Origin of the sequence: Brachybacterium massiliense (assembly GCF_900184245.1) — a bacterium.
Taxonomy (GTDB): Bacteria; Actinomycetota; Actinomycetes; order Actinomycetales; family Dermabacteraceae; genus Brachybacterium; species Brachybacterium massiliense.
The window spans coordinates 681517-706902 of record NZ_FXXB01000008.1 but is presented as its reverse complement, the minus strand read 5'-3'; the positions used below and the strand labels follow the sequence as shown (position 1 = coordinate 706902).

The following is a 25386-nucleotide window of genomic DNA, read 5'->3' as shown; positions in this document are numbered from 1 at the left end:
CAGAGGGTGAAGCGGGCCGGGTCATCCGGAGCGGTCGAGGCGACGATGTGCGCGACGCGGCCGCGGCGCAGCCGCACGCGCGCGCCCGGGCGGTGCCGGCTCACTCGGCCGCCTCCCGGATCGGAGCCAGCTCGGCGCGGTAGCAGGTCTGCTCAACGGCTGCGATCCGGTAGTCAGCACCCTCGACCTGGATCGTGGAGCGGTGCAGGTCCCGAGCGACGCCCGGGAGGATCCCACCGCCTCCGTCCTCAGGCCCGCCAACGAAGTGCACACACGCCAGGCCCCGCTCGACCGGCTCCGGCGCCGGGCAACGGTGGGCCGCGTACAGGAAAGCCCAGCCGGCGGCGACGAGCGCCCACGCTGCCTGAGCCCATGCGTGATCGAGAGCAGAGTCGACCGCGGCGCCCACAGCCACCGCGCCACCCACGAGAGGAGCGACGCCGGTGAGTGTGCGGAGGACCGTGCGGAGGCGGGTCATCGGTCCTGCTCCTTGAAAATGAGGGCTTGCTCGGCAGCCCATTCGTGAAGGTTGGCGCGGCCAGGGTCGCCATCGGCACGGGCCTGCTCGGCGATGGCACGGTGGGCGGCCACCAGCTGGGAGATCGGGTCGGCGGTCATCGGGGGTCTCCGTTCGCGAGTTCGAGGAGGACGTCGGCGTGGCAGGGCTGGTCGAGGGGGCACCAGCACATGAGGTCCTTCCCGCTCAGCTCCTCCTGGATCAGCGGGATGTTGCCCTGGTCGATGTCCGTCACGTCGAAGCGGTACAGGCGCACGGCGCGGGCTCGCGCTTCGCGGATGGTGGGGTAGTGGCCCCAGTCCTCGTCGTGGTGGTCCTTGACGGCATAGCCCCGGCCCACGGGGACGACGCGGTAGTGGTTGCCGTGCTTCGACGACCGGGTCACCGACACCGCGCCCTCGGGCTTCCGCCACCCCTTCGTGCGGCGCTGCTGGATCCGCCGCGGGCTCATCGGTCCGCCCCCGTCACGCGGACGCCGCCCTCGTGGAGAGTTCGGGCGATGTAGCCGTTGTCCGAGCCGTTGATTCCCTCGGGCCAGCCCACGTTGAGCACGTCCTCGATGTCGGCCCACTCAGGGCGTGCCGAGGGCGAGTCCAGGAGGCGGCGCTCGATGGAGCCGCCCGCGCCCGTGCTCGCGGCCTCATCGTCAGGAGTTCCCTGGACGACCCGACCCGTCACGGCACTCCGCCACAGGTAGTCGGCCCCGGCGGGGATGATCCCGTCGGCGGGCACGTGCGCGGCCTCCCACGCGGCAGAGAGGTGCTCGCGGGCGGTGAGCGGGCGGGGCTGCTCGGCGCGTTCAAGATCGGCCATCGCCTTGATCGCGGAGTCCTTCCACTCGTCCCGCTCCCGCTCGGCCTTCTCGGCACGGGCGGTGGCCGCGCGGGACCCCTTCTGGCACATCTCCGCGAAGTCGCGTGCAGCTCGGAATCGGGCGATGTTCTCCCGTGTCGCCTCCTTCCACTGGTGTGCGGCGAGGTCGCGGGCGTCGGCCCGGTCTGCGGCTTCCTTCCACCGTGCGCGCCAGAAGTCGGCCGTTTCGTCGAGCGGCCCGCCCGGGTCCTCGGTCTCCTTCTCGATGGCGGCGGCAGTGACCCCTCCATCCAGCAGATCAGGGGCGTCCGTGCGGCTGTAGGAGCCGAGCAGAGACGGTGTGGCGGCAAGACGATCCAGAGTCGCGCGCAGCTCGCCGAGGTCGAACGGCCCGACCGTCACGGATGACCAATCGTCCTCCCGTTCGTGCGCTTCGATCGAGATACCTCCGGGACCTCTGCGGATGACGATGAAGTCCGCGGTGTTGATCGCGTTGAGGGAACGCGTGTTGCGGCTCGTGATCATGCTCATGGTGTTCTCCTGGGGTTGATGTCGCCGTAGTGGGCGCCGGTGTGGCCGGCGGGGCGGGTGCAGGGGGAGTAGCCGAAGACGAGGTGCGGGCAGGCGGTCACGGCTTCCTCTTCTTCGGCAGGGGGCGGTGGGTGATGGTCACGGCCGGCTGCTCGCCGGGTGCTGCGGTCACGGCTTGGGCCGGGCTGCACGGGCAGTCGATGGTCCGGACATGCCGGCGCGCCTCGCGGGTGGGGATCGAGTGGCTGACCTTCATCACGCCGCCTCCCGCCGGAGCGCCCGGCGCTGCTTCTCGCTCGTCCCGCCCCAGATGCCCACCTCGTGGTGCTCGACCGCGAACGCCAGGCACTGCTCCAGCACCGGACACTCCTTGCAGATGGCCTTGGCCTCCTTCGCGGAGCCGCCGACCGCGGGGAACCAAACATCTCCATCTACCTGCGCACATAGAGCGTCTGCCATCCAGGGTTCTGGCTTATGAAGTTCCCAGTTCATGCAACTTCCTTCCACGTGCGGCGGAGACGAACGTTCCGAATCGCCACCCAAGAAACGCCGTATTCGCGTGCGAGAGAGGCAGTGACGCCGTAGGCCTCGGGCACGGCGCGGATCGCACGAACGTCGTCGGGAGTAAGCCGCGCACTCAGGTGCTGCGCTCCACGGGAGCGGTTGGCCCTTCCCTTCGACACGCTGTCGAGTCCGTTCATCGACTGCGATCCAGGGAACAGGTGCGCGGGGTTCACGCATGGTGGGTTGTCGCACGTGTGGCAGGCCATTTCGTTGACCCCGAGCACGACCCCGGAAAGCGCTAGAGACACCCTCGAGGCCGTCCTGAACTTCCCCTTCTCGAGCATGAACTGGCCGTACCCACCCGACTTTCTGTAGGCCGCCCACTCCCAGCACTCGTCCGGGCCCGCGATCCTCACCTTCGACCAGAAGCGGTCGCGGAGGGATTGAGATGCGTCTCCAAGGTCCATTGGCCCAGCCAGTGGTGGATGCTTCCCGAGCTTCATCACGCCGCCTCCTCCTCGATAGAACTGATCAGCGCCTTCGCCAGCAGTGGATGTGCCTGCTCGTGCCGCCACGCGAGCTCCGCGGCACGCTGATTCACCTCGACCAGCGGCGCCAACGTCTCCGCCGGGACCGCGACGGCCACGAACACACCCGCGCCCGTCCGATCGATCCGGACCACCAGGTCTCCCGCCAGCACCCGCACCCCCTGCCCCTCGGCGAGCGCTGCGACCTCGGTGCGGAGGATGCGGCGTAGGCGTTGGGGTGAGAGGCCGCCGTAGTAGGGGAAGGTCGCGACGAAGAGCCCTTGGATGGCGTGTTCGTCGGCTGGTTGAGGTGCAACGTCGGTTCGGGCTTCGCGGCGGGATCTGGCGGCGGCGTAGCAGGGGTCGCAGCCGCACTTGTGGCGGTCGTACATGCCCGTGGTGCCGTGCTCGTGGTGGGCCTTCTTGCACGTGCACTCCGCGGGGCTGGTGGGGCGGGAGCGGGTCCGGCCGGTCATGCTGCGACCTCCAGCTGGTCCTGCAGCAGTGACGCGGCGGGGTGGCCGTGCCGCACGGCGGAGGTGCGGGCGTTGCTCCATTCCGAGTAGCCGGTGCGGGTGAGGGCTTCCTCGAGGGGCGTTCCCGCACGGACCAGGAACAGCAGCTCGTCCAGACGCTGGGTCGCCGTGAGGCGGGCGCGGATCTTGCCGTGGGGGCGCGCGGTGGGGTCGTCGATCGTCTCGTCATCCCACGCGGCTGGTGGCTGCCACCGGTTCCTCTCGGCCCAGCGGAGTGTGGAGGTGACCGCTGCGCGTTCCTGCTGTGTCGCGGAGGGCGGGGCCTGATCCCACAGCCGGTCGTAAAGTCGCTGGATTGCGCGGGCCATCGAGCCTGTGACCGTGCCGCGCTCCTCGATGTAGCTCAGGGCGTAGTTCGCGACGCCGAGCTCGTCCGCGAGTGCCCGGCGGGACCAGCCACGGGCATGCAGAGCGTGCAGGCGACGCAGTGTGCCCGTTGCGTCGAGCGCGGCGCCGGTGGAGGCGGTCTCCAGCGACGCCTCGACGGCGAGGATCTTCGCCGCCACGTCCGGGGTGATGTTCTGCTGCGGCAGCCCATCGCGACGGTTCGGATCGCGGCGGACGAGCTTCTGAACCGTCGAGCTAGAGACTCCCGCGAGCTGCGCCGTGCGGTGGTACCCGACGCCAGCGGCCTTCAGAGCGAGGATGTGCTCACGGACCGGGCCCGCATCGATCCGGCGGGGGACGCCCAGATGCGCGTCGAGGCGGCGGCGCCGATCCTCGACGTTCTGCGCACGCGTGCACGGGGTGCAGCGACACCGGTCCCGCTTGTATGCCGTGGCGGTGCCGTGCTTGTGCTTCGCGATCGGGTGGGTGCAGTCGCGGACCACGCCGCGCACAGTCTGGGCGGTCATGCGATCACGCCCTTGACCGCGTCCCACCACGCCCGCGCCCACAGCACATCACCCATCGCGGTGTGCGCGACCGCGCCGGCTGGGCGGGGCACACCCGCCAGCTCGGACAGGTCGTACGACCCGGCGCCGAGGGAGACGGTGCTGAACGGGCCCGCGGCCTCACGGGCCTGGGTCCAGGTCACGAGGTCGATCGGATGGTGGTGCCACGCCGGTGCTGCACCGATCCGGCCGATGTAGCGGGCATGGCGGGCGAGCATCGCCGTGATCACCGGCAGGTCGTAGCCCGCCACGTTCGAGCCCACGACCACCGGGCGGCCCAGCCCCTGCTCCGGCGAGAGCCGCCGAGCGACCCACAGCGCGACGATCTTCTCCTCGTACCAGCGCGCCCGGCCGCCCGGAGTGTGCCGCTGCGCGAACCGCCCCACCTCGAGCGCCTCCGGCTCAGCGTCCGAGGTGTCGACGTCGCTGACCATCAGCTCCGTGGACCGCTCACGCCCATCCGGCCACCGCTCGATCATCGCGATCTCCCACGGCCGCGCCGTCCAGATGTCCAGGCTCGTCGCCTCGATGTCGAGGAACACCAGCTTCCTGTCGATCCGGAGCATCAGAGCACCCCCTTCTCGAGGTCCTCGAGACGAGCACGCCACCCCTGCAGCGACTTCTCATCGATGAAGGGGCGCTGTTCCCCGTCGTCCTTCCGCAGCGTGCCTGCGGTGTAGGCGATGCACCACGGGCCCAGCGGCGCGACCAGGCGCCGGCCGAGCATCCGCAGGGACAGCTCCATGTTCAGCAGCGCGGCGGCATCACCAAGGCGAGCCACCTCCGCGGGGGAGAAGTGCACACCATCCTCGAGCGCGACCGGATGATCCGGTGCGGTGCCACCCGCCAGCGTCGAGAACGCCGCGAACGCGCGCTCCGACTGCGACTGCTCACCCCGCTCGAGGACCTCCGCCTCCGGGGGTAACGCCATCGTGAGCTTGTCGCCGCCGAACAGCTTCGACACATCAGCGATCACCAGCTCCGTGTCGGAGACGGTCACCTCGAGGACGAACAGCTCCTTGTCCTTGCCCTTCCGCTTCCCGGGCTTGAAGAACGACAGGATCTGCTTCACATGCTCGTACGAGATCGAGAAAGGGCCCAGACCATCGACCTGGATCGTGTCCACATGCGCCGCGGCCGCCGAGACACCGTTCACCGCCGACATGTACAGGCCGTCCCCGCAGACCATGCAGCGCACCGCGGCGAGGACGTCGAACGTCCTCGGATCTGCCTGGAACAGGCCAACGACCCGCAGCAGCGCCATGAACTCGCTGCCGTACACCGTGAACGACACCCGGGAGCCCAGACCAGCGCCACGCTCAGCGAGCTTCGATAGCTGCTCGGACGAGAGCGTGACAGGATCCTTCCCGCTGCCCGGTGCCGAGAACTCGATCGTGGTCATCGGTTCGCCTCCACGATCTTCCGGCACCGATCACAGATCGGGAGCTCACCCAGCACCGGATGGGGCATCATGCCCGTCGCCCTGCGCCCACACCCCGCGAACCACGCGCACGGATCGATGTACGTCGTCATGCCGCCTCACCACCCTCGGCGAGCGCAGCGCCGTCGGCCTCGTCGGTGGCGTCGTGGGCCTTGCCGGTGGCGAGGAGGATCGCGCGCTGCTCTGGCTCGGTCCAGGAGTAGCCGGTGTCCTCGAGGAGGCGGCGGAGCTTGGACTTCTCGCCCCAGTAGGAGGAGCCCTGGCGGCCCTCGCCCATGTAGCGGTGGTGGGCGGCGAGCTCCCACCACTGTGTGTTGAGCAGGACGAGGACGGAAAGGGGCCAGGTGGCCAGCTTGCGGCGGACACGGGACTTGCCTTCGACGCCGGTCAGTGCCTCGATGAGCGCGACCGCGTCGGGGGAGTCGCCGTAGTCGCGCCAGCACTGGCCGAGGAGCTGTTCGGTGGCGAGCTCGACGGCAGTCGACTCGGGGTTCATCGCCGGGAGCTGCTTGGCGAGGTGCTGCTCACGGTGGATGCGGGCGGCGTCGAAGTCCTCGGCGGTGATGTCGTCCCACGGACTCGCGGGCTCCGGCTCGGCGGTGGGGGAGGTGGCGTCGGCGTGCTGCTCGGCGACCTGGTCGCAGCCCGTCTCGAGGTAGCCAGCGTCCGAGCCGTACTGAATCACGCGGGCGGCATGGCCGGGGCAGGACGAGTGCTCAGACGCTACAAGCGCGCCCCACTCCTCGCCGTCGACCTCGCGGGCCGCAGCATCTTCGAGCGTGGGGGTGGTGAAGCCGATCTCGATCAGCTCGGCGAGGCCGACGAAATCGGCGGCCTCGCCGGCAATCCGGATGCCCCGCTTCTTCGCCTCCTTCATCGCCGCGTCGGTCCGCTGCTGCTTCTCGCGGCGAGCCTTCGCACGCGAGGTGATGAAGTCGAAGTGGTACGTGCCAGCATGCGCCTCGAGCTCCTGCGCGATCTGCGGGTCGTCGCTGTACTCGGCGATCACGAGGGCGTCATCGATGCTGACCTGGCCGCGGTGGACCTTCTCGCCGGTGTCCTCGGCGAGCTTGCTGAGCTTGACCCGGTCGCGGACGCGCTGCTTGCCGAGCGCGGTCTGCTTCGCGACCTGGGCCTGGGTCATGCCGAGCTCGAGCATGTCCTGCACCAGGCGGGACTCCTCCATCGGGGTCAGCTGGTCACGGTGGACGTTCTCCGAGGCCATGAACGCCAGCTGTTCCTGCTTCGACATGAGGTCGGCGCGGACCAGCACCGGCACCTCGGTGAGGCCGACGGCGTGCGCGGCGGTGAGACGGCGGTGCCCGGCGATGACGACCCACCCACCTTCGGTGTCGTCGTACGGGGGGACGACGACGAGGGGGACCTCGATGCCGTGCTCGCGGATCGATTCGGCCAGGTCCTCGACCTGGGCCGCGTCGATGCGGGGGTTCTGCTCGTGCGGGTGCAGCTGCTCCAGCGGCACCATGGTGATCTGCTCCATGTCCTTCTACTCCCTGTCGTTGTCGGCGTCGGCCTGCATGGCCCTGCGCCTGATCTGTGCGGAGATCGCGTCTCCGAGCTCGCGCAGCCGGTGGCCGAGCACGAGCAAGTCCCTGTCCTCCATCAGCGGGACCGCGTCCCGCACCTCGCGCAGCAGCGCGCCCGTCGCCTCACCGCGGTAGTGCGCGCACACCGCGTTGTGGTGGTTCCCGCGCCACGACTGATCCATGTCGCCCCGCTCGCCCTCGGGCCGGTGCTTGCACAGCAGCCCTCCGTGGGCGTCCCGCCAGACCTCGAACCGCCCGATCCCGCCCTCGAGGGCGTACCGCTCGGGCACGAGAGGGGTCCACTTCTTGCCGTGGAGCCCCCACGCCCACCACACGTCCGCACCGCAGTCCTCACAGACCGGTGCCGGACGCGCCGGGCGCGCGTTCACGGGACGACGAGACCTCACCTGCCACCCACCCCCACGACGGGGCGGCCGCGCTGGGCGTGCTCGCGAGCCATGCCGGCCGAGGGCCCCGCCGTGCAGTCCCACCACACGAGCGGGATCGCGACGAGCACCGCGGCGATCGCGAGCAGCAACACGGCCTTCACCGCGAGGCCGGACAGGAAGAGCAAGACGCTCATGCTGGATCACCGCCCTGCGGCCGGGCCTTGCCCGCCGGATGCAGCGCCTCGGCGCGGTCATGATCGGCCTGGTGCTTGCGCCGCGCCGCCCGCGCACCATCACGCGTCGCGTGCCGCGAAGAGCGCCCGCACTCACACGCCACCAGCCACTGCTCCGGCGAGCACTGCAGCAGCTCCAGCGCGATCCGCTTCCGACGCGAACGACGCATCGGAATCACCCGCCCGCTCACGCCGCCACCCGACCCGGGACCGACGGGTGCGCGCGGCGCACCCGGATCATCTGGACGAGCTCCTCGACCGACGGGCCGCCAGCACGCTTCGCCATACGAGCGGCCTCTTCGACACTCGTCCCGTCCGCGCCGAGCATGATCACGCCAGCGGCAGCCGCGATCCGGTCCTCCTCGTCCTGGAACGCCACACGCGCATCGATCCCCGCCTGCACCTGCTCACGGATCTTCCGCTGGGTCGTGGAGGTCATGCCGACACCTCCACCGGGTTGCAGGACTCGCACGGGTACGTGCCCGAGTCCGGGCAGGAATGGAGCGGGGCGAGCAGCGGTGCCATGCTGGCCTCGACGTCGCAGAGCTCGTGACGGGCCTCCGGAGCGAGCGGGAGACCGCAGTAATCGCAGGTCATGACTGGTCCTTCCTGTGCTTCAGGGCGGTGTCCGCGAGCGCGCGGACGATGTCGCGGGGGATGCGGCGGGCGCCTCGGCGCCGGCCGCTGGGGCGGGAGCGGGGGAGCGCTCGGTGGCGCGGGGCGGTCATCGGGGGTCACTCCCGTCGAAGTCAAGGACGGGCGCGGTCAGGCCGAGCTTCGTGGCGAGGTGCTGGACGCGGTACTGGAGGACGTAGAGCGTCTGGCGGACCTGGCCGTTGTGGAGGCGCGGGGCGTTGTGCTGGGGGCGGAGGACGAACCAGTCCGACGAGAGGACGCCCTGGCGGGGGCGCCACTCGTAGTCGTCGACCATTCGGCCCTTGCTCTTCGACCAGCGCTGCGCGACGACGCGGCGGACCGCCACGCCCGTCTCCTTCATCAGCTCCCGGACCTTCGGACCCGTCGTGCCGTACTGCGAGGCGAAGTTGTCGATCGTGACGATGTCCTGGTGCTCCGCGACGAACTTCTGGTGGTAATCAACGACGGGCTGCTGCTTCTCAAGCTGATACTCGACGCGAGCCCGGGCGATCGCCTCCCGGTCCGCGCGGTCCTCGGCCTCGAGGACCATCTGAGCGAGCTCACGACGGCCAGGAAGCGCGACGGGCGCGGGCTCGGCGACCTCAGCCTCGCGGGTCCGGATCGCGAAGTACGCCTGCGCTGCCGCGACCTCGGACTTGTTGGGATCTCCATTCATCGCCACGAGGTACGCGGCGAAGCGAGAGAGCTGGAAGTCGGCCATGCTTGGGCCGCTCGAGGCGACTTTGCGGGATCCCGCAAAGTGCTCGGCGACAACGTGGCCCTGCGCCTCGGCGGACTTCCGAGCACGCTCGAGGGGGACCTCGAAGTTCCGCCAAGCGGAGTAGCCCAGGAGCGGCATCAGGTCGCGGGCGGACCAGAACTCGGCGCCGTCGGGGCGGGTGCGCTTGATCGCGTCGAACGGAGACTCCGCCGACGGAGTGGAGGGGGTAAGGTCAGACATGATTCGTTCCCTTCTGGGTTCGTGCGCCCCCGCCCGGCATGGCGGGGGCGCTTCTTCATTCAGGACTCGGGGTGTGCCTCGGCGAGCGCGGTATCAGCGGACGCGAGTGCGGCGCCGGCGTAGTAGAAGGCAGCGCCGGTCGAGTAGCTCGACGGCAGGTCGGTCAAGACGCTGAGCGCGTCCCGGAGCGCGCGGATCCGAGCGATGTCCTCGGGCGTGCGGCGCAGCCTCCAGAGCTCGTGGTGGAGTAGCTCCGCCTGCTGCATCAGTGCGGCGCTGAGGTCGGACGCGGGAGACCCTGCGTTCGGGCCTCCCGCAGCCGGTTCTCCTTCTACGCTGGCAGTGCTGGCCAGGCCCGGTTCAGCATCCTCACCAACCGAAGGAGAAGCATCATGAGCGACGGCACGCCGATTCCGTTCTCGGCCGCAGACGCACCCCTGTCCTACGAACTCGTCCAGCGGTACAACACCGCTGTCCGCGAGCTGAACAACGCTGAGTCGTACGACGTCAAGGAGTTCGCCTCTCTCGTCGACCGGACCTTCCACGACGTCTTCACCACCCTCGGTGCGATTGAGGCTCGAAGCACCGGTAAGTGACGTCACGTCCAGCGGGATGATGCGGACTGGCCCGTCCACGAAGATCTCGTCAGATCCACGCAGTCGCGTCGCATCGATGTGACGAATCGTGACGGCGTCCTCCTTTGGGAGGGCGCCGTCGCTCGTCCCGCACCGGCACTGGCAACCCCGGGCGCTCATCGGGCCACCGCCGTCTCGGCGAGCGCCGGCGTCGTGGTGCGGGTGGCGGTGTCGAGCTCGCAGAGGAGGTCGTACACGTCGTCGTCGAAGCCCGGGTTCTCGAAACCGAACTCGACCCGGAGCGCCTCGCGGATGCGGTGCAGGGTGACGAGGTCGCGGGTCACGTGTTCGACAGTGCGGTCGTTCTCGGCCTGCTCGTCGGTCTGCGCGGACCCGCAGTAGATGCAGGTGTCGTCCTTGCCGAGGTGGGGGTAGATGTCGGCCTCGGTCGGGACGAGGGTGAGGGTCGTGGGTGCCATGGTGATCTGCTCCTTGATCGGTGGCTGGTCAGGCGGCGGTGCTCTCTTCGAGATCGGGGCGCATGATCGCGAGCTGTCGAACGCGCAGGGCGTTGGAGAGCTTCGCGAGAAGGACGTCGGAGAGCGGCTTGCGGCCGGCCTCGATGTTGGCGAGGTAGGGGCGGGAGATGCCGACCTCGCGGGCGAGCTCGTCGACGGTGAATCCGCGCAGCTCCCGGATGGTGCGGAGAGTGGCGCCGATCCGCTGGGCCTCAGTTGAGGCAGAGCGGGTGGGCCTCCGCTGAGTTCCGTTAGGTTCCGTGTTCATGCCGCTAACCGTAGGGGAACTCTAGGGAACTTGCAAGCGGAACCGCGAGGAACACTGGTCGATAACAGGCGTTTGTGCCGGTGGAAGGGGAACAACATCAATGTAGTTACCCCAAGGTGTTCCCGTGTTACCTCCGCCTCTGCCCCCCATATGGCGGATTGTTGTTCCCGATGGTTCCTGTCACGATTGCGCCATGAACACACAGGAGCGCTACTACGCCCAGCTCGCCGAAGCGGGCCGTGCCGTAGTCGAACAACGCGTGCAGCTCGGCCTCAGCCAGGCATCTCTCGCAACGGAGGCCGGCGTGGACGCGAAGACGCTCCGCTCTCTCGAGCGCGGAGAGAGGTGGCCTCACGACACGAGCCGAGCCAAGATCGAGCGTGCTCTGGGCTGGGCCGAGGGGACGCTCCATGCGCTCTTCGTCGGCGACTCTCGCTGGACAGAGATCGAGTACCCAGGCGGCGATCGCCGCGGCGGCATCATGCAGGTGCGTGCGCCGCACGGGCCGATTGCAGGTGTCGACGCCGCACCGGACGAGGTCGAGTCGAACGACAGCTACGACGGACCTCCGACGGCTGTCGACCTCACTGCAAGCGAGCTAGCCGCCCTGCTCGTCACAAGGTCTCAGGCGCTGGAGCGACGTATTCGCATCCTCGAGAAAGAGCGGGACAGCCTGAGCGCCCAACTACGCGCGAAGCAAGAGGACGGTGAGGACGATGCCGAGTAGCTTCCAGCGTGCATGGAGCGTGATGCTCAGCGAGATGGGCTTATTACGCCTGTGCGCGGCCGCGTAGGCCACAGCGGCGGTACCGGATCGGTCACGGCGCAACCGGGCGTCGGAGGCTCTGCCTACGATCCAACCATCAACACCACCACCCTCAAGGAGCTCACCATGAAACGCACCCTCCGACTGCTCGCAGCACCTGCCGCCGCCCTCTTGCTGCTCGCCGCCTGCGGAGGGACGCCTGATGCTGAAGAGGTCACCCCCACCGATGCCGACGGTGCCACGGCAGAGCAGCCTGACGCGCCGAGCGCGGAGTCCACGGACGCTGAAGAGCCAGAAGGCGACGCGATTGCGGATGGAGGCGAGAGCGACGCCGCCGAGTTCGACGGTGAGTCCATTGCCCTCGACGTCGATGCAGTCGCGAACAACGCGGTGCCCACCCGCGGGAGCTTCTACCTCGAGGGCATGACCGGAGTGAAAGGCATTGCCGAGATCGGCGTTGAGGGCCCCGAGGACATCGAACGAATGCGCGAACTCGTCGGCGAGGACCCTGTCACTTACATCCGCATCGACGTCGACAATCGCGATGGCACCGAAGAGATCGGGATGTACGAGTGGCTCATGTACGACGCAGATGGCAACGAGTACGCATTCCAGAACCTCAACAACCAGGCCGTGGAGTGGGACGAGATCATCGACGACGGTTCAGACCTCGACCTCGAGGTGAACGACCTCGCATGGGAGATCGAGTCCGAGAGCGCGAACGTCGGGCAGCGCAACGAGCAGTGGCTCGTCGGCCCCGGCGACCTCCCCGATGAGGTTTCCTTCATGAGCGCAAGCACCTCGCTGTTTGCTGACGAGTTCGTGCCGTTCCCAGTGAAGTAGCGGCATCGAACGACCATGGCCCTCCGGCCAGCGCCACTGCTGACGGAGGGCCCTTAACACCCCCAGCGAGCGCGGAGCGGCGTTCGAGAGCGGCTGGGGAAGGAGGGATCTGGGTTGAGTAGGGGTAGGGGCACGCGGCAGCGTGCGATTCTGTATTTGCGGCAGTCGACGTTTCGGGAGGAGTCGATCAGCCTCGAGCTGCAGGAGTCCGCGGGGCGGGAGCATGCGGCGCGGCACGGCTATGAGGTGGTGGGGGTCGAGTCGGATCCGGGTCTGTCGGGGAGGACGTTCAATCGGCCTGGGGTTGCGGCGGTGATGGATGCGGTCCAGCGCGGCGCCGCGGACGTGATCGTGCTGTGGAAGTGGTCGCGGCTCTCACGGAACAGGCTGGACTGGTATCTCGCGGCCGACCGGACGCAGGAGGCCGGGGGGCGGATCGAGTCGGCGACTGAGCCGATCGACACCAGCACCAGCATCGGGCGGCTGTCGCGCGGGATGATGATCGAGATCGCCGCTTACGAGTCGGAGCGGGCGGGGGACCAGTGGCGTGAGGCGCAGGCCCGGCGCGTAAAGCTCGGACTCACCCCGCACGGCAAGGCCACGTTCGGGTACTTCTACGACCGGGAGAACGGCATCCACGTCCCCGACCCCGTCACCGGCCCGATCCTGGTGGACCTCTACAGGCGGTTCGCGGCCGGGGAGACGATGTACGGACTGTGCATCTGGCTCAACTCGCAGGGGATCACCACGCTGCACGGCAAGCGCTGGACCGCGGGAAACCTCATCCAGATCCTCGACAAGGAGTTCGCTGTCGGCCGGATCTTCTACCACGGGCAATGGCTGCCCGGCGCGCACGAGCCCCTGATCACGGAGGCGGAGTTCGCGGCCTACCGGCAAGCTCGGAAGCGGCGCTCGGCCGCGCCCCGGACCGAGGCTAGCGAGTACCTGCTGTCCGGGCTCACGAAGTGCGGCGTGTGCGGGCGGGCCCTCACCGGCGCCGCCGCGCGCGGCCGCTGGTGGTACTACCGCTGCTACTCCGCCCGATTCTCCGGCGCGCACCAAGGCGTCCAGATCCCCACCCACCTCGTAGACGACACCGTGCGCGCCTGGGTCGAGCAGGAAGCGAAGTTCCGACGCTCCGTCCCCGTCGAGACCGCACCCAAGCCCACCGCCGACGTTGCCGCGCTGAAGCGGACCGTCACGCAGCACGAGACCAGCCTCTCCCGCCTCACCGTCCAGCTCGCCGAGAACATCATCAGCCCCGACGCCTACCGCCTCGCAGCCGCACCGCTCGAGGAGAAGCTCGGCGCCGCACGGAACGCCCTCGAAGCAGGCACCGCAGAAGAGGCAGCGCCGCCGCTGCGCGACGCTCTCGTTTCCCTCGCGGACGACTGGGATATCCTCCCCGTCACCCACCGCCGCACTCTCCTACACCGCGCCCTCGATGCCGTGACCATCGACTTCAACGCCGACAAGCACATCGAGATCTACCCCGCCGGCACCTACACACCCAGTACGGGTTGACGCAGACTCACGACCGTGATCGGCAATGCCACCGCTGATCCCACCGAGCACAAGCAGGACAACGGCACCGTCACCGCGAAGGTGCGGATCGCCGTCACCGGGCGGTACTACAACGCCGCCACCCAGGACTTCGCCGACCGCAAGACCGAGTTCATCACCGTGTTCGCCCGCAGGAACCTCGCCCGCAATCTGCTCACCTCCGTGCGCAAGGGCCAGCCCCTGATCGTCACCGGCCGGCTCAGCAGCTCCGAGTGGATCGCCCAGGACGAGACCCAGCGCCACTCGCTGAACATCCAGGCGGAGGCCGTCGGTCACGATCTGACCTACGGCAGCGCCATCTTCACCAAGCCGCTGCGGACGGCGGACGTGCCCGATGTCGATCCGCAGACCGGTGAGGTGCTCAGCGACTCCGTCAGCGAGGACGCGGAGGACGCCTTCGAGACCGAGTCCGCGGACGACGACTCGCTCGCCCCGGCATTCTGAGACCGGCTCAGTCGCTCGCGGAGAGCGTCTGGACCAGCGCCCGGGTGATGTCCGGCAGCAGCGCGGCGCCGAGGACGTACCCCTCTTCGTCGCCGCGGTGCACCGCCGACCAGGTGGTGCCGTCGCTCAGTGCCGCGGCCACCACCCTCAGGGCGCTGCCGGAGGGCAGATCCCCGGCACCGGCGCCCTCGCGCACGGACCATGCCGACGGCGCGAGGTCGCACACGATCGCACCCCCGGCGGCGAGGTCCGGCCACTGGATGGACTCGAGCGCGGCGAGCGGATCGGGATCCACGGGGGAGCCGTCCTCGAGGTCGATCGGCGTCAGATGCAGGTCATCGGGCGCCCCGGTGCCGTCACCGTCCGCTCCGAGGAGCGCCGCGAGGGAGGGGGAGACCTTCATCAGATCGGCGCTGCGAGCGAGGGCGAACAGCCGCGGGGACGGCAGATCGCCGCCCTCCACATGACGAGCCACCTCGAGGACGGCGGCGGCGAGCGCGGCGGTCGGTGCGTCGAGTGGGTCCGGGGCCGGAGTCGTCATCGGATCGAGAGGTCCCTTACAGGTTCGCCTGACAGAATAGGAGGACCGCCGCATCTCGCGGCGGCACCACACTGTACCCGGAGCCCCGGTCACACCTCCTGCACCGCAGCAGCGACCGAGAGCCCCGACAACAAGGCACTGAGGTTATCTGTGAGTTTCTCCGCCCCGTTCGGCGACATGCCACGGCCGCGCCCACGTCCAGCCCCTGCATCGAACCAGGGCGGTTCGGGGAAGATCTCCCCGCTGGCGATCACGATCGGTGCGCTCGTCGCGCTGATCGCCCTGCTCGTCATCGCCTCCGAGGTGTGGACCAAGTACCTCTGGATGGACCAGCTCGAGTTCACCGACGTGCTCACCACGCGCTGGCTCACCCAGGGCCTGCTGTTCGTCGGCGGCTTCGTGCTGTTCGCGGTCCCGCTGTTCCTCAGCCTGCGCATCGCCTACATGAAGCGCCCGGTCTACCCGCCGGTCACGCGTGAGCAGGAGGCGCTCGAGCAGTTCCGTGCTGCCGTGGATCCGCTGCGTCGCGGCCTGACCTACGGTGCCCCGGTCGTGATCGGTGCGTTCGGCGGCCTCGCCCTGTCCCGCCGCTGGCAGGACGTGCAGCTCTTCCTCCACCCGCAGGACTTCGGGCAGGTCGATCCGATCTTCGAGAACGACATCTCGTTCTACGTCTTCACCCTGCCGCTGATCGATCTGCTCGTCTCCTTCGGTCAGTTCGTGCTGCTGGTCTCGATCGTCGGCGCCCTCGTGGGGCACTTCATCTACGGCGGCGTCAGCTGGGGCCAGGACAGCGGCCTCGAGGTCACCCGCTCGGCGCGCCGACACCTCGGCGTGCTCGCCGCCATCTACGTGCTGCTGCTCGGTGCCGGCCACTGGTTCCAGCGCTATGACCTGCTCACCGCTCCGCACCCCCGTTTCGAGGGCGCCTCCTACGCGGACCACAACGCGATCCTGCCCGCCCAGACCATCCTCGCGATCGCCTCGATCGTGGTGGCGGCGCTGTTCGTGGTGTGGATCTTCCGCTCGGACTGGCGCATCCCCGCGATCGGCGCGGGCCTGATGATCCTGTCCACCCTGGTGGTCGGCAACCTCTACCCCTGGGCGATCCAGCAGTTCCAGGTCCAGCCCAACGAGCGCGCGCTCGAGCAGCCCTACATCCAGAACAACATCGATGCCACCCGCACCGCGTTCAACCTGGACGACATCAACGAGGTGCCCTACACCGCCACCACCGATGCCGAGCCCGGCGCGCTGCGCGAGGACGCCTCCACCACGGCGCAGATCCGCCTGATGGACCCCAACATCATCTCGCCCACCTTCGAGCAGCGTGAGGCGAACCGTCGCTACTGGGGCTTCGACGACGTGCTCAGCGTGGACCGCTACGAGATCGACGGCGAGCTCCAGGACACCGTGATCGGTGTGCGCGAGCTGCGCCCGGACAAGTTCGGCCTCGCCGACCGCTCCTGGGTCGACCAGCACATCATCTACACCCACGGCTACGGCGCCGCCGCCTCCTACGGCAACCGCCGCAACGCCGATGGTGAGCCCAGCTTCCTGCAGTCGGGTGTGCCGGGCAGCGGCGCCCTCGGCGAGTACGAGGAGCGCGTCTACTTCGGCCGTCACTCCCCGGACTACTCGATCGTCGGCGCTCCCGAGGGCAGCGAGCCCGAGGAGTTCGACTACCAGCGCGGCAGCACCGACGACGAGCAGGGCGGCGACCAGGTCTACAACACCTTCCAGGGAGACGGCGGCCCCTCGGTGGGCGGCTTCGTCAACCAGCTGCTGTATGCGATCAAGTTCCGGGATCCGAACATCGTGATCTCCGACTATCTCAACGAGGAGTCGCAGATCCTCTACGACCGCGACCCCCAGCAGCGCGTGCGCGAGGTCGCCCCGTTCCTGTCGCTGGATTCCCAGATGTACCCGGCAGTGGTCGATGACCAGCTGGTGTGGGTCGTCGACGGGTACACCACGACCACGGAGTACCCGTATTCGCAGTCGGTGAACCTGGACGAGACAGTCAACGACTCCCAGACCAACCCGAACGACTCCGCCATCAACCGCGAGCGCTCGGCGAACTACATGCGCAACTCCGTCAAGGCCACCGTCAACGCCTTCGACGGCTCGGTGACGCTGTACACCTGGGACACCGAGGACCCGATCCTCAAGGCATGGTCCGAGGTGTTCCCGGAGGCGCTGCAGCCGGCCTCCACGATCAGCGGCGAGCTGATGTCGCATCTGCGCTACCCCGCGGACTTCTTCAAGGCCCAGCGCGAGATCCTGGCGACCTACCACGTCACCGACGCGGACGACTTCTTCACCCAGCAGGACTTCTGGCAGGTCCCGCCGGACCCGACGGTCCCCGCACCCACCAACCCCGACGGCAGCACGGGCCAGCAGGCCCCGCAGCCGCCGATGTACCTGACGATGCAGATGCCGGATGCCGAGTCGCCGCGCTTCATGCTCTCCTCGAGCTTCATCCCCTCCGAGGGGCAGAACGTGCTCACCGGCTATCTCGCGGTGGACTCGGAGACGGGAGATGCCGAGGGGAATCCGGCGGATACCTTCGGTGACATGACGCTGATGGTGCTGCCGGCCTCGAACCCGGTCAACGGTCCCGGCCAGGTGCAGGCCACGTTCAACGCGGAGCCCGACGTCTCACAGGCGCTGAACCTGCTGAAGTCCGGCAACTCCGAGGTCATCAACGGCAACCTGCTCACCCTGCCGGTTGGCGGCGGTCTGCTGTACGTCCAGCCCGTCTTCCTGCAGTCCTCGCAGACCGGTGGCGGCACCCAGTACCCGCTGCTGCAGATGGTGCTGGTCTCCTTCGGCGAGAAGATCGGCTTCGCGCCGACGCTCGACGAGGCGCTCGACCTCGTCTTCGGCGGTGACTCCGGTGCGAGCGCCGGCGACGCCGAGGTCTCCGACACCGATGCCCCCTCCGGCGCGGTCGATGCCGAGACCGGCGAGGGCACCGTCCAGGAGGGCGAGGACGCGCCCGCTGAGGACGCCCCGGCAGAGGGCGGCGAGGAGAGCCCGGCACCGCCGGCGGCAGGCTCCGCGCAGGAGCGCCTCGACCAGGCCCTCGAGGACATGGACACCGCAGTGGTCGATGCGGAGACCGCGATGGCCGAGGGCGACTGGGCCGGTTACGGCGAGGCCCAGGAGCGACTCTCCGATGCGCTCGAGAGGGCGATGGCCGCCAACGCGGAGCTCGGCGGCACCGGGGTCCCGGCGCAGCCCTCCGACGGAGGCGAGGGCTGAGTCACCGCGCTCCGATCCTCCAGGAACGCCCGACCGGCGCCGGTTGTCCACCGGAGCCGGCCGGGCGTTCCGGCGTCCAGGCAGGTGAACGGCCCGTGAACGTGTCATGGCCCACGTCGGAGGGGTTCTGGTTGGACTCGGTGGGCGAGTGGTCGTAGAGTTACTGATGTCGCCGCGGGGTGGAGCAGTTCGGTAGCTCGCCGGGCTCATAACCCGGAGGTCGTAGGTTCAAATCCTGCCCCCGCTACGAGAAGAAGGCCCGGACAGTGGAAACACTGTCCGGGCCTTCTGCCATGTCTGGCACGATGGCGCCCATGACCTCACCTGAGACCCCCGCCCCGCGCACGCTGCTGTTCATCGGCGACTCCATCACCGACTGCGGGCGGCGCGAAGACCCTGAGGAGCTGGGCCACGGCTATGTGCGACTGCTCGCGGAGCACTTCGCCGCCCATGAGCCCACCGCCACGCTCATCAACCGGGGCATCAGCGGGAACAAGGTCGCAGATCTCGAGGCCCGCTTCACCGTCGACTGCCTCGACCACGCCCCGGACCTGGTCACGATCTACGTGGGTGTGAACGACGCCTGGCACCGCTTCACGCGCGGCGAGCACGTCACCGACGACTCCTTCGAGCAGGGCTGCCGGAACCTCCTCGAGCGGCTCTCGGCGAGAGTGCCGGATGCTCCGGTGCTGATGATCGTCCCGTTCGTCGCGGACATCGACGAGCAGGCCGCACGAGTCCACAGCGACCTCGACGGAAAGGTCGCGATCATCCGGCGCCTGGCCGCCGAGCACGGCCACCGGATTGTGGACCTCGAGCAGGTGCTCGCGACCGCCTACGCGGCCGGGCATACGCCCGCCACCCTCGCCGAGGACGGCGTGCACCCCACCCCCGCGGGCCATCGCCTGATCGCCGACGCCTGGCTCGACGCCGCAGGGCGCTGAACCTGCCCGCGACCCTCAGCCCAGCGGACCCGTCACATCCACCGACAGGAAGCCGCGCCGGAAGCTGCGGGCATCGAGCACCAGCAGCGCCGAGGGCCGCACAGGATTGCGCAGATGCACGTGCCCGCTGCGCGCATCGGCGCCCACCACCGCGAAGACATGGTTGGCCGGCAGCGGCCCGGCCGCGCTCGGCACGCGCGCGCTGAAGGGATGGGTCGATGCAGCGATCGCGCGGTGCTCGGCGCGCCAGGCGATGATCTGCGCGGCACTGGGCATCCGCAGCTGCGAATGCACCCTCTCGCCGAGCAGGATCTCGAAGCCGAAGCGGGCGAAGCCGCGCTGCAGGAAGGCGTAGTCACCGGCGATATGCGCGGCGATCGCCTTCTCGAGCACGCCCACCCATCCCGGGTTCGCGCCGTCGCGCCTGCCGTACTGGAAGACGCCGCGCTCGTCGACAGGGAAGCGGCGATCCACCCGCAGCGGCTCCGCCAGCCCGGGCAGGTGCACCGAGACGATCCCGTCCTGCTCCGCGCTCAGCAGGGCGCGCAGCCGCTCCGGGGCGGTCTCGTGGAGGGCCACCATCGGGGCCATCACCCAGCAGTCCCCGAGCCGCCCCTGGCGGGGGCGCAGCAGCCGAGGCGGGGCGAGAGGGCCGCGATCCTCCAACAGCGCGGACGCCGACGGACCGGGACCCAGCTGCAGCACGCCGCGGGCATCCGGTCCCGGATATGCGTCGCGCGCCCGCCCCGTCAGGGCGAGCGCGCGAAGGGTGCGGCGCCAGGTGCGCACGCCGGGCCGACGGGCGCCGAGCGGCGCGACGTCGGCCCGGTGGTCCATCAGATCACTCGGCGGTGGCCGGGACGATCTTCTGGCCGGTGCGCTCCATGACCTCGTGGAACCAGGGCTGGGAGACGTCGAAGGCCTTGTGTCCGGCGACGCGCTCGAACTCGACGGCGCGCAGCACGTCATCGCGCTCCTCATCGTGGCCGATCAGGCCCGAGCCGCCCTCGAGGGCGACCTGCACGGCGTAGTCGGTCATCGACTTGATCAGGCGCAGGTCATCGGCGTTCGCCTTCGCGGAGCGCGAGAAGTAGCCGGACTTCTGGACCATGACCTTCTCCGCGCCCAGCTTCTCGGCGAACTGCTTCGCGAACCACTGGCCGGGGTTGATGGTGTCGATCTTGACGTGGCCGAAGGGATCCTTCTCCGGCTCCTCGCCGCGGGCCTGCATCTCGGCGACGATCTCGGGGATGCCCGCACCCTCGGAGAGGAAGATGTTCACGCAGCCGGTCTCGTCCATGACCTTCTTGAGGCGCTCGGCCTCGGCGTCGATGTCGAGCTTCAGCTCGGGCAGGAACACGGCGTGGACGTCCCAGCGGTCGGCGCGGTGGCCGATGCCGGGCAGCCACTCCTGCTGGGAATGCCAGGTCTGGTAGTACTCGGCGGCCTGCGCGGTGAGGTAGCCGCAGGCGCGGCCCATGATCTCGTGGATGATCAGCATCTTCGGGTTCGAGCCGTGCTCGGCGATGATGTTCTGCGCGAAGACGCTGGACTGCTCCGCGGCGGACTTCGCGCCGAGCGACTGACGGATCGGCACGATGTCGTTGTCGATCGTCTTGGGCAGGCCCACGACCTGCATCTCGTGACCGTTCTCGTGCAGGTACTTCGCCAGATCCGCGGCGGTGGTGTTGGTGTCATCGCCGCCGATGGTGTGCAGCACGTCCACGCCGTCGGCCTTGAGCTTGTTCGCGGCGACCTCGAGGGCGTTCTCGCCCTCCTGGATCAGGCCGCGCTTGACCAGGTCCGCGGTGTTGGTGAGCTTCACGCGGGAGTTGCCGATGGGGGAGCCGCCGTAGTTGTGCAGCAGGCCGGCCTTCGCACGCACCTCGTCGTCCACCACGAGCTTCTCGCCGGAGAGCAGTCCCCAGTAGCCGTGCTTGTAGGCGATGATCTCGACGTCCGGCACCAGTTCGGTGTAGCGCTCGATCAGTCCGCCGACGGCGGAGGAGAGGCAGGGGGCATAGCCACCGGCGGTCAGGAGGGCGACGCGCTTGACGGTCATAGGGGGAGGTATCCCTTCACGGTTCGGGGTCACGACGCACCGAGTCTACCGATCACGGGCGGGCCCAGGCGCGCGAGGGTCCCGCGTGGACCGGCAGCGACCTGCGCACCGCGGCCGCGAGCGCGCGACGCTCAGCCCTGACGCTCTGCGAGCGCCTCGAGGATCTCCTCGTGCAGCAGCCCGTTGCTGGCGACAGCGTCCCCGCCGAAGGGGCCGTCCTCGCCCTGGAGCGAGGTGAAGCGGCCGCCCGCCTCGGTGACGATCGGGACCAGCGCGGCCATGTCGTGCAGCGCGAGCTCCGGCTCGCAGGCGACGTCCACCGCGCCCTCGGCCACCAGCATGTAGGACCAGAAGTCGCCGTAGGCGCGGGTGCGCCAGAACCGCTGCATCAGGTTCAGCATCTGGGGCAGGCGCTCCCGCTCCGCCCAGCCGTGCAGGGAGGAGTAGGACAGCGAGGCCTCGTCGATGCGGGAGACGGAGGAGACCTGCAGGCGCGAGGCGCTGTTGATGCGGGTGCCCGTCCAGGCGCCCGCCTCCTCGCCGCCCCACCAGCGGCGCCCCAGCGCCGGCGCGGAGACCAGGCCCACCACGGGCCGGCCGTCCTCGATCAGGCCGATCAGCGTGCCCCACACGGGCACCCCGCGCACGAAGTTGCTGGTGCCGTCGATCGGATCGATCACCCACTGGCGCGGGGAGGCGCCCGTGGTGCCGAACTCCTCGCCGATCACCTGGTCGCGCGAGCGGGAGCGGGAGAGCTGCGAGCGCACCAGCTGCTCGGCGGCGCGGTCCGCATCGGTGACCTCGGTGAGATCGGGCTTGGTGGAGACCTCGAGGTCCTGCGCCTTGAAGCGGGACATCGTCAGCTGGTCCACGGCGTCGGCCAGGACGTGGGCCAGGCGCAGGTCATCGGCGAATCGACTGGACATGCGCCCACACTACGGGCCGGTGGGCGCTGCTCTGCGCAGCGACGCGGGCACGCCGGCGGCCCAGCGCCTCAGAGGTCCCAGGGATCGTTCTTCTGCAGCGCCGTGGCCAGCCGCCGGTAGGAGACCAGCCGTGCCGGGCCCGCGGTGCCGGCCTCTCCCGCCTCCACCAGCGCGTCCAGGGCGCAGTCGGGGGCGTCCTCCAGATGCGAGCAGCCGCGCGGGCACTGCTCGGCCAGCACGGAGAGGTCCGCGAAGGCGTCGATCAGCTCATCGGGGTCCACATGGCCCAGGCCGAAGGAGCGCACGCCGGGGGTGTCGATCACCCAGCCGTCATCCTCCGGCAGCTGCATCGCCAGCGCCGACGAGGAGGTGTGTCGGCCGCGTCCCGTGACGTCGTTGACCACGCCGATCGCGCGATCGGTGCCCGGAACCAGCGCGTTGAGCAGCGTCGACTTGCCCACGCCCGAGTGGCCGATCAGCACGCTGACCCGCCCGGAGAGGCGTTCGCGCAGCTCCTCCAGGCCCACGATCTCGGGCGCCTGCGGATCGCTCGCCTGCTCGGCGGGCTCGCGGTGGGTGACCACGTGCTCGAGACCGAGCGGGGCATAGCTCGTGAGGAACTCGTCGGGGGAGCGCAGATCGGACTTGGTGAGCACCAGCAGGGCGTCGATCCCCGCGACATAGGCGGCGACCAGGCAGCGGTCGATCATGCCGCCGCGCGGCTCGGGGTTCGCCAGCGCCGTCACCATCACCATCAGGTCGACGTTCGCGACCAGCGGGCGCTCGGTGGGGTCGTCGTCGTCGGCGCTGCGGCGCAGGAAGGAGCTGCGCTCCTGGATCCGCACGATCCGCGCGAGGGATCCCTCGCGGCCCGAGACGTCACCGACCAGGCCCACCAGATCGCCGGGGACGATGGGGGAGCGGCCCAGTTCCCGGGCGCGCATCGCGGTGACGGCGCGCTGCTGCGCGGTCCCCTCGCCCACGACGGTGCGCCACCGCCCGCGGTCCACGGAGACCACGCGGGCGGTGACGGCGTCCTCGTGCTTGGGACGATCTTTCGTGCGAGGACGTGAGCCGCGCCGGTTGGGGCGCACGCGCACATCGCTCTCGTCGTACTCGCGTGACGAGCCCCTCACGCGTCGTCCACCGCCGGTTCCGGGTGCAGCATCGACAGCCACATCCCCACGAAGTCGGGGAGGGTCTTCTGGGTGGTGCCGATGTCCACCACCCGCAGATCCGGGACCCGCAGGCCGATGATCGCCCCGGCGGTGGCCATCCGGTGATCCTCGTAGCTCTCGAACACGGTGCCGCTGAGCGGGCCGGGATGGATCTCGAGGCCGTCCTCGAGCTCGACGGTGCGGGCGCCGAGCTTGGACAGCTCGGTCGCGAGCGCCTTGAGACGGTCGGTCTCGTGGCCGCGCAGATGCGCCACCCCGGTCAGGCGGGAGGGGGTCTCCGCGAGCGCGCACAGCGCCGACATCGTGGGCACGAGCTCGCCGACGGCGGACATGTCCGCCTCGATGCCGCGGATCCTCCCGGTGCCGCGCACGCACACCGAGTCGTCCTCGCGCCACACCTCGCCGCCTATCCGGGACAGCAGCTCGCGATAGGAGTCGCCGGGCTGCGTGGTGGTCTCGGGCCAGTCGTCGACAGCGATCGTGCCGCCGGTGACCAGCGCCGCCGCCAGGAAGGGGCCCGCGTTGGACAGATCCGGCTCGATCGTGACCTCCACCGGACGGATCGCGCCGTGGGTGACGCTCCAGCTGTGCCGCCCCTGCGGATCGACCTGATGGGAGGCCTCCACACCGGCCTGCCGCAGCGTCTCGAGGGTCATCTCGATGTGCGGCAGGGAGGGCAGCACCTCGCCCACGTGCACCAGCTCGAGGTCCTGCTCGCCCCGCGCCGCGACCAGCAGCGCATTGGAGACGAACTGGCTCGAGGCGGACGCATCGACCTCGATCCGGCCCCCGCGCAGACGGCCGGTGCCGTGCACCGTCAGCGGCAGCCGGCCCGGCTCGCCGTGCTCGGTGACCTCGACGCCCTGCTGGCGGAGCACCTGCACCACCGCGTCCATCGGACGGGCGAGCGCCGCGTCATCGCCGGTGAAGCGCACATCGCCGTGATGCAGCGCCGCCAGGATAGGCACGAAGCGCATCACCGTGCCGGCCAGACCCGTGTGGATCTCGATCGGCTCGGCCGGATGCTCCCCGGGCGGGGGCAGCGGGGTGACGTGCATGGACCCGTCCACCACCTCGAACACGGCACCGAGCCGCTCGAGGGCGTCCCGCATCAGGCGGGTGTCCCGGGAGACCAGGGCACCGCGCAGCACGGAGGGCTCGTCCGCCGCGGCGGCCAGCAGCATCCAGCGTGCGGTCAGAGACTTCGATCCCGGGACTCGCACCAGGGCATCGACCGGCTGGTCGGCGACGGGTGCGTTCCACAGCACCTCGGACATCATCGGCTCAGCCCTGCTGGACGGAGAGCTGCTTCTGAGCGGTCTGCACCGCCCCCTTCGCCTTCTTCTCCAGCGCGCCGGCCTTCTTCTCCAGCTGACGTTGCTTCGCCGCGGCCTTCTTCTGGCTGCGCTCGATGAAGCTGTTGGCCCGGTAACCGAGCGAGGGCTTGCCGTCGTGGTCGACCACGGCCAGCAGCACGCCGCCGATCAGACCTGCGTCGGTGAGGATCGACTGGACCTCCTGGGTCAGCTCCTCGCCGCGCAGCTCCCAGATCCGCTTGCGCCCGGCCCAGCCCACCGACGTGGTCACGAGCAGGGCGGCGGCGGCAGCGCGGGGGCAGCGGTTGGTGGCGTAGAGGACGCCGGCGCCGGCGGCGACCACACCGGTGGCGCGCACGACGGTGCGGACGTCGAGGAAGCCGGGAGCGGAGGTCTTGCCGATCGCGGAGTCGACGGCGTCGAAGGCCTCCGGGTAGACATCGATCTCCCGCTCGGGGCGGAGCGCGGTGCGCACGCCCTCGAAGATGAAGGGAGCGGCGAGCAGCGGTCGTGCGATGCGACGAACCAGGGCCATGGTGTCCTCACGTTCTTGACGGGTGTCAGCAGATCCGGTGGCCCCGCCGTGTCGGCCAGGTCACCGACGTCCAGACTACAGCCGAGGGAACATCCTCCGGGCCGCGTGCGTT

32 protein-coding genes and 1 tRNA gene are annotated in these 25386 nt (G+C 69.6%); 8 read left to right on the top strand and 25 right to left on the bottom strand.

Translation table 11 applies throughout. The features are described from left to right. Positions 1 to 100: 100 nt before the first annotated feature. The 16 genes from BN4251_RS13245 to BN4251_RS13180 all read right to left on the bottom strand — a co-directional run bounded on the left by BN4251_RS13245 (position 101) and on the right by BN4251_RS13180 (position 9794). Complete coding sequence (locus tag BN4251_RS13245; RefSeq protein ID WP_087485534.1) at positions 101 to 478, bottom strand: hypothetical protein; 378 nt, start codon at positions 476 to 478, stop codon at positions 101 to 103. Beyond that, positions 475 to 618, bottom strand: a complete 144-nt coding sequence (locus tag BN4251_RS18340; RefSeq protein ID WP_170931964.1) for a hypothetical protein — start codon at positions 616 to 618, stop codon at positions 475 to 477. The genes BN4251_RS13245 and BN4251_RS18340 overlap by 4 nt, the downstream gene beginning before the upstream one ends. Beyond that, on the bottom strand, positions 615 to 968 hold the full coding sequence (locus BN4251_RS13240) for a DUF4326 domain-containing protein (protein ID WP_087485533.1): 354 nt from the start codon (positions 966 to 968) through the stop codon (positions 615 to 617). The genes BN4251_RS18340 and BN4251_RS13240 overlap by 4 nt, the downstream gene beginning before the upstream one ends. Further along, on the bottom strand, positions 965 to 1861 hold the full coding sequence (locus BN4251_RS13235; RefSeq protein ID WP_087485532.1) for a hypothetical protein: 897 nt from the start codon (positions 1859 to 1861) through the stop codon (positions 965 to 967). The genes BN4251_RS13240 and BN4251_RS13235 overlap by 4 nt, the downstream gene beginning before the upstream one ends. Positions 1862 to 2116: 255 nt before the next feature. Further along, positions 2117 to 2320 carry a WhiB family transcriptional regulator gene (locus BN4251_RS13230; RefSeq protein WP_212647641.1) on the bottom strand — a complete coding sequence of 68 codons (204 nt, stop codon included), beginning with the start codon at positions 2318 to 2320 and terminating at the stop codon, positions 2117 to 2119. A 29-nt stretch (positions 2321 to 2349) separates the two neighbouring features. After that, positions 2350 to 2868 carry a hypothetical protein gene (locus BN4251_RS18045; protein ID WP_140398438.1) on the bottom strand — a complete coding sequence of 173 codons (519 nt, stop codon included), beginning with the start codon at positions 2866 to 2868 and terminating at the stop codon, positions 2350 to 2352. Further along, the gene (locus BN4251_RS18040) at positions 2868 to 3368 is read right to left on the bottom strand and encodes a hypothetical protein (protein ID WP_140398437.1); all 501 of its coding nucleotides are present in this window, start codon (positions 3366 to 3368) and stop codon (positions 2868 to 2870) included. The genes BN4251_RS18045 and BN4251_RS18040 overlap by 1 nt, the downstream gene beginning before the upstream one ends. Beyond that, the gene (locus BN4251_RS13220) at positions 3365 to 4282 is read right to left on the bottom strand and encodes a hypothetical protein (RefSeq protein ID WP_087485529.1); all 918 of its coding nucleotides are present in this window, start codon (positions 4280 to 4282) and stop codon (positions 3365 to 3367) included. The genes BN4251_RS18040 and BN4251_RS13220 overlap by 4 nt, the downstream gene beginning before the upstream one ends. After that, entirely contained in the window at positions 4279 to 4887 is a 609-nt protein-coding gene (locus tag BN4251_RS13215) for a hypothetical protein (RefSeq protein WP_087485528.1), read from the bottom strand. Before BN4251_RS13215 ends, BN4251_RS13220 begins: the two co-directional genes overlap by 4 nt. Next, positions 4887 to 5723: a hypothetical protein gene (locus BN4251_RS13210; RefSeq protein ID WP_087485527.1), complete on the bottom strand. Its 837-nt coding sequence runs from the start codon at positions 5721 to 5723 to the stop codon at positions 4887 to 4889. Before BN4251_RS13210 ends, BN4251_RS13215 begins: the two co-directional genes overlap by 1 nt. A gap of 127 nt (positions 5724 to 5850) precedes the next feature. Further along, a complete protein-coding gene (locus BN4251_RS13205; protein WP_087485526.1) occupies positions 5851 to 7263 on the bottom strand; it encodes a ParB/RepB/Spo0J family partition protein in 1413 nt (470 codons plus the stop codon). A 6-nt stretch (positions 7264 to 7269) separates the two neighbouring features. Further along, positions 7270 to 7698 carry a hypothetical protein gene (locus BN4251_RS13200; RefSeq protein ID WP_140398436.1) on the bottom strand — a complete coding sequence of 143 codons (429 nt, stop codon included), beginning with the start codon at positions 7696 to 7698 and terminating at the stop codon, positions 7270 to 7272. A 14-nt stretch (positions 7699 to 7712) separates the two neighbouring features. Further along, the gene (locus BN4251_RS13195; protein ID WP_087485524.1) at positions 7713 to 7892 is read right to left on the bottom strand and encodes a hypothetical protein; all 180 of its coding nucleotides are present in this window, start codon (positions 7890 to 7892) and stop codon (positions 7713 to 7715) included. Positions 7893 to 8118: 226 nt separating this feature from the next. Then, entirely contained in the window at positions 8119 to 8370 is a 252-nt protein-coding gene (locus tag BN4251_RS13190) for a hypothetical protein (RefSeq protein ID WP_087485523.1), read from the bottom strand. A gap of 285 nt (positions 8371 to 8655) precedes the next feature. After that, complete coding sequence (locus BN4251_RS13185) at positions 8656 to 9528, bottom strand: phage antirepressor KilAC domain-containing protein (RefSeq protein ID WP_087485522.1); 873 nt, start codon at positions 9526 to 9528, stop codon at positions 8656 to 8658. Positions 9529 to 9587: 59 nt separating this feature from the next. Beyond that, positions 9588 to 9794 (bottom strand): hypothetical protein, encoded by a 207-nt coding sequence (locus BN4251_RS13180; protein ID WP_087485521.1) that lies wholly within the window; start codon positions 9792 to 9794, stop codon positions 9588 to 9590. A 126-nt stretch (positions 9795 to 9920) separates the two neighbouring features. On the opposite strand from BN4251_RS13180, the gene BN4251_RS13175 reads away from it, so the two are divergent. Further along, positions 9921 to 10124, top strand: coding sequence for a hypothetical protein (locus BN4251_RS13175; protein ID WP_087485520.1), 204 nt, complete (start codon positions 9921 to 9923; stop codon positions 10122 to 10124). Between the two features lie 155 nt (positions 10125 to 10279). Here the strand turns inward: BN4251_RS13175 and BN4251_RS13170 are convergent, their stop codons facing one another. Both BN4251_RS13170 and BN4251_RS13165 read right to left on the bottom strand, forming a co-directional pair. Beyond that, positions 10280 to 10582, bottom strand: coding sequence for a hypothetical protein (locus tag BN4251_RS13170; RefSeq protein ID WP_087485519.1), 303 nt, complete (start codon positions 10580 to 10582; stop codon positions 10280 to 10282). A gap of 28 nt (positions 10583 to 10610) precedes the next feature. Then, positions 10611 to 10889, bottom strand: a complete 279-nt coding sequence (locus tag BN4251_RS13165) for a helix-turn-helix domain-containing protein (protein ID WP_087485518.1) — start codon at positions 10887 to 10889, stop codon at positions 10611 to 10613. A gap of 193 nt (positions 10890 to 11082) precedes the next feature. Between BN4251_RS13165 and BN4251_RS13160 the strand changes: the two genes are divergently transcribed. The 4 genes from BN4251_RS13160 (at position 11083) to BN4251_RS13145 (ending at position 14505) form a co-directional block, all read left to right on the top strand. After that, positions 11083 to 11616: a helix-turn-helix domain-containing protein gene (locus tag BN4251_RS13160; RefSeq protein ID WP_087485517.1), complete on the top strand. Its 534-nt coding sequence runs from the start codon at positions 11083 to 11085 to the stop codon at positions 11614 to 11616. A 165-nt stretch (positions 11617 to 11781) separates the two neighbouring features. Continuing rightward, positions 11782 to 12498, top strand: coding sequence for a hypothetical protein (locus tag BN4251_RS13155; RefSeq protein WP_087485516.1), 717 nt, complete (start codon positions 11782 to 11784; stop codon positions 12496 to 12498). A gap of 156 nt (positions 12499 to 12654) precedes the next feature. Next, on the top strand, positions 12655 to 14022 hold the full coding sequence (locus BN4251_RS13150; RefSeq protein WP_140398435.1) for a recombinase family protein: 1368 nt from the start codon (positions 12655 to 12657) through the stop codon (positions 14020 to 14022). A 15-nt stretch (positions 14023 to 14037) separates the two neighbouring features. Further along, on the top strand, positions 14038 to 14505 hold the full coding sequence (locus BN4251_RS13145; protein WP_245810353.1) for a single-stranded DNA-binding protein: 468 nt from the start codon (positions 14038 to 14040) through the stop codon (positions 14503 to 14505). 7 nt (positions 14506 to 14512) lie between these two features. Here BN4251_RS13145 and BN4251_RS13140 read toward each other — a convergent pair whose 3' ends face one another. Beyond that, on the bottom strand, positions 14513 to 15046 hold the full coding sequence (locus tag BN4251_RS13140; RefSeq protein WP_087485514.1) for a PPA1309 family protein: 534 nt from the start codon (positions 15044 to 15046) through the stop codon (positions 14513 to 14515). Positions 15047 to 15223: 177 nt separating this feature from the next. Here BN4251_RS13140 and BN4251_RS13135 point away from each other — a divergent pair, with 177 nt between their 5' ends. The 3 genes from BN4251_RS13135 to BN4251_RS13125 all read left to right on the top strand — a co-directional run bounded on the left by BN4251_RS13135 (position 15224) and on the right by BN4251_RS13125 (position 19257). Continuing rightward, positions 15224 to 18313, top strand: a complete 3090-nt coding sequence (locus BN4251_RS13135; protein ID WP_087486381.1) for a UPF0182 family membrane protein — start codon at positions 15224 to 15226, stop codon at positions 18311 to 18313. A gap of 173 nt (positions 18314 to 18486) precedes the next feature. Beyond that, a tRNA-Met gene (locus tag BN4251_RS13130) sits at positions 18487 to 18560 on the top strand. A 67-nt stretch (positions 18561 to 18627) separates the two neighbouring features. Further along, positions 18628 to 19257 (top strand): SGNH/GDSL hydrolase family protein, encoded by a 630-nt coding sequence (locus BN4251_RS13125; RefSeq protein ID WP_087485513.1) that lies wholly within the window; start codon positions 18628 to 18630, stop codon positions 19255 to 19257. A 15-nt stretch (positions 19258 to 19272) separates the two neighbouring features. Here the strand turns inward: BN4251_RS13125 and BN4251_RS13120 are convergent, their stop codons facing one another. The 6 genes from BN4251_RS13120 to BN4251_RS13095 form a co-directional block, all read right to left on the bottom strand. Further along, on the bottom strand, positions 19273 to 20094 hold the full coding sequence (locus tag BN4251_RS13120; RefSeq protein WP_170931963.1) for a C2 family cysteine protease: 822 nt from the start codon (positions 20092 to 20094) through the stop codon (positions 19273 to 19275). A gap of 4 nt (positions 20095 to 20098) precedes the next feature. Then, positions 20099 to 21319, bottom strand: coding sequence for a pyrophosphate--fructose-6-phosphate 1-phosphotransferase (locus BN4251_RS13115; protein ID WP_087485512.1), 1221 nt, complete (start codon positions 21317 to 21319; stop codon positions 20099 to 20101). A 131-nt stretch (positions 21320 to 21450) separates the two neighbouring features. Further along, complete coding sequence (gene hisN, locus BN4251_RS13110) at positions 21451 to 22245, bottom strand: histidinol-phosphatase (RefSeq protein ID WP_087485511.1); 795 nt, start codon at positions 22243 to 22245, stop codon at positions 21451 to 21453. Between the two features lie 68 nt (positions 22246 to 22313). Further along, on the bottom strand, positions 22314 to 23381 hold the full coding sequence (gene rsgA, locus BN4251_RS13105) for a ribosome small subunit-dependent GTPase A (protein ID WP_087485510.1): 1068 nt from the start codon (positions 23379 to 23381) through the stop codon (positions 22314 to 22316). Beyond that, positions 23378 to 24703, bottom strand: coding sequence for a 3-phosphoshikimate 1-carboxyvinyltransferase (gene aroA / locus BN4251_RS13100; RefSeq protein WP_087485509.1), 1326 nt, complete (start codon positions 24701 to 24703; stop codon positions 23378 to 23380). Before aroA ends, rsgA begins: the two co-directional genes overlap by 4 nt. Before the next feature lie 4 nt (positions 24704 to 24707). Beyond that, positions 24708 to 25274, bottom strand: coding sequence for a DoxX family membrane protein (locus tag BN4251_RS13095; RefSeq protein WP_087485508.1), 567 nt, complete (start codon positions 25272 to 25274; stop codon positions 24708 to 24710). Positions 25275 to 25386: the final 112 nt, after the last annotated feature.

Bases quoted from the DNA above. Each gene is read 5' to 3' on its own strand.
- BN4251_RS13245 (WP_087485534.1), bottom strand. From the start codon at position 478: ATGACCCGCCTCCGCACGGTCCTCCGCACACTCACCGGCGTCGCTCCT.
- BN4251_RS18340 (WP_170931964.1), bottom strand. From the start codon at position 618: ATGACCGCCGACCCGATCTCCCAGCTGGTGGCCGCCCACCGTGCCATC.
- BN4251_RS13240 (WP_087485533.1), bottom strand. From the start codon at position 968: ATGAGCCCGCGGCGGATCCAGCAGCGCCGCACGAAGGGGTGGCGGAAG.
- BN4251_RS13235 (WP_087485532.1), bottom strand. From the start codon at position 1,861: ATGAGCATGATCACGAGCCGCAACACGCGTTCCCTCAACGCGATCAAC.
- BN4251_RS13230 (WP_212647641.1), bottom strand. From the start codon at position 2,320: ATGGCAGACGCTCTATGTGCGCAGGTAGATGGAGATGTTTGGTTCCCC.
- BN4251_RS18045 (WP_140398438.1), bottom strand. From the start codon at position 2,868: ATGAAGCTCGGGAAGCATCCACCACTGGCTGGGCCAATGGACCTTGGA.
- BN4251_RS18040 (WP_140398437.1), bottom strand. From the start codon at position 3,368: ATGACCGGCCGGACCCGCTCCCGCCCCACCAGCCCCGCGGAGTGCACG.
- BN4251_RS13220 (WP_087485529.1), bottom strand. From the start codon at position 4,282: ATGACCGCCCAGACTGTGCGCGGCGTGGTCCGCGACTGCACCCACCCG.
- BN4251_RS13215 (WP_087485528.1), bottom strand. From the start codon at position 4,887: ATGCTCCGGATCGACAGGAAGCTGGTGTTCCTCGACATCGAGGCGACG.
- BN4251_RS13210 (WP_087485527.1), bottom strand. From the start codon at position 5,723: ATGACCACGATCGAGTTCTCGGCACCGGGCAGCGGGAAGGATCCTGTC.
- BN4251_RS13205 (WP_087485526.1), bottom strand. From the start codon at position 7,263: ATGGAGCAGATCACCATGGTGCCGCTGGAGCAGCTGCACCCGCACGAG.
- BN4251_RS13195 (WP_087485524.1), bottom strand. From the start codon at position 7,892: ATGAGCGTCTTGCTCTTCCTGTCCGGCCTCGCGGTGAAGGCCGTGTTG.
- BN4251_RS13190 (WP_087485523.1), bottom strand. From the start codon at position 8,370: ATGACCTCCACGACCCAGCGGAAGATCCGTGAGCAGGTGCAGGCGGGG.
- BN4251_RS13185 (WP_087485522.1), bottom strand. From the start codon at position 9,528: ATGTCTGACCTTACCCCCTCCACTCCGTCGGCGGAGTCTCCGTTCGAC.
- BN4251_RS13180 (WP_087485521.1), bottom strand. From the start codon at position 9,794: ATGCAGCAGGCGGAGCTACTCCACCACGAGCTCTGGAGGCTGCGCCGC.
- BN4251_RS13175 (WP_087485520.1), top strand. From the start codon at position 9,921: ATGAGCGACGGCACGCCGATTCCGTTCTCGGCCGCAGACGCACCCCTG.
- BN4251_RS13170 (WP_087485519.1), bottom strand. From the start codon at position 10,582: ATGGCACCCACGACCCTCACCCTCGTCCCGACCGAGGCCGACATCTAC.
- BN4251_RS13165 (WP_087485518.1), bottom strand. From the start codon at position 10,889: ATGAACACGGAACCTAACGGAACTCAGCGGAGGCCCACCCGCTCTGCC.
- BN4251_RS13160 (WP_087485517.1), top strand. From the start codon at position 11,083: ATGAACACACAGGAGCGCTACTACGCCCAGCTCGCCGAAGCGGGCCGT.
- BN4251_RS13155 (WP_087485516.1), top strand. From the start codon at position 11,782: ATGAAACGCACCCTCCGACTGCTCGCAGCACCTGCCGCCGCCCTCTTG.
- BN4251_RS13140 (WP_087485514.1), bottom strand. From the start codon at position 15,046: ATGACGACTCCGGCCCCGGACCCACTCGACGCACCGACCGCCGCGCTC.
- BN4251_RS13135 (WP_087486381.1), top strand. From the start codon at position 15,224: ATGCCACGGCCGCGCCCACGTCCAGCCCCTGCATCGAACCAGGGCGGT.
- BN4251_RS13125 (WP_087485513.1), top strand. From the start codon at position 18,628: ATGACCTCACCTGAGACCCCCGCCCCGCGCACGCTGCTGTTCATCGGC.
- BN4251_RS13120 (WP_170931963.1), bottom strand. From the start codon at position 20,094: ATGGACCACCGGGCCGACGTCGCGCCGCTCGGCGCCCGTCGGCCCGGC.
- BN4251_RS13115 (WP_087485512.1), bottom strand. From the start codon at position 21,319: ATGACCGTCAAGCGCGTCGCCCTCCTGACCGCCGGTGGCTATGCCCCC.
- hisN (WP_087485511.1), bottom strand. From the start codon at position 22,245: ATGTCCAGTCGATTCGCCGATGACCTGCGCCTGGCCCACGTCCTGGCC.
- aroA (WP_087485509.1), bottom strand. From the start codon at position 24,703: ATGATGTCCGAGGTGCTGTGGAACGCACCCGTCGCCGACCAGCCGGTC.
- BN4251_RS13095 (WP_087485508.1), bottom strand. From the start codon at position 25,274: ATGGCCCTGGTTCGTCGCATCGCACGACCGCTGCTCGCCGCTCCCTTC.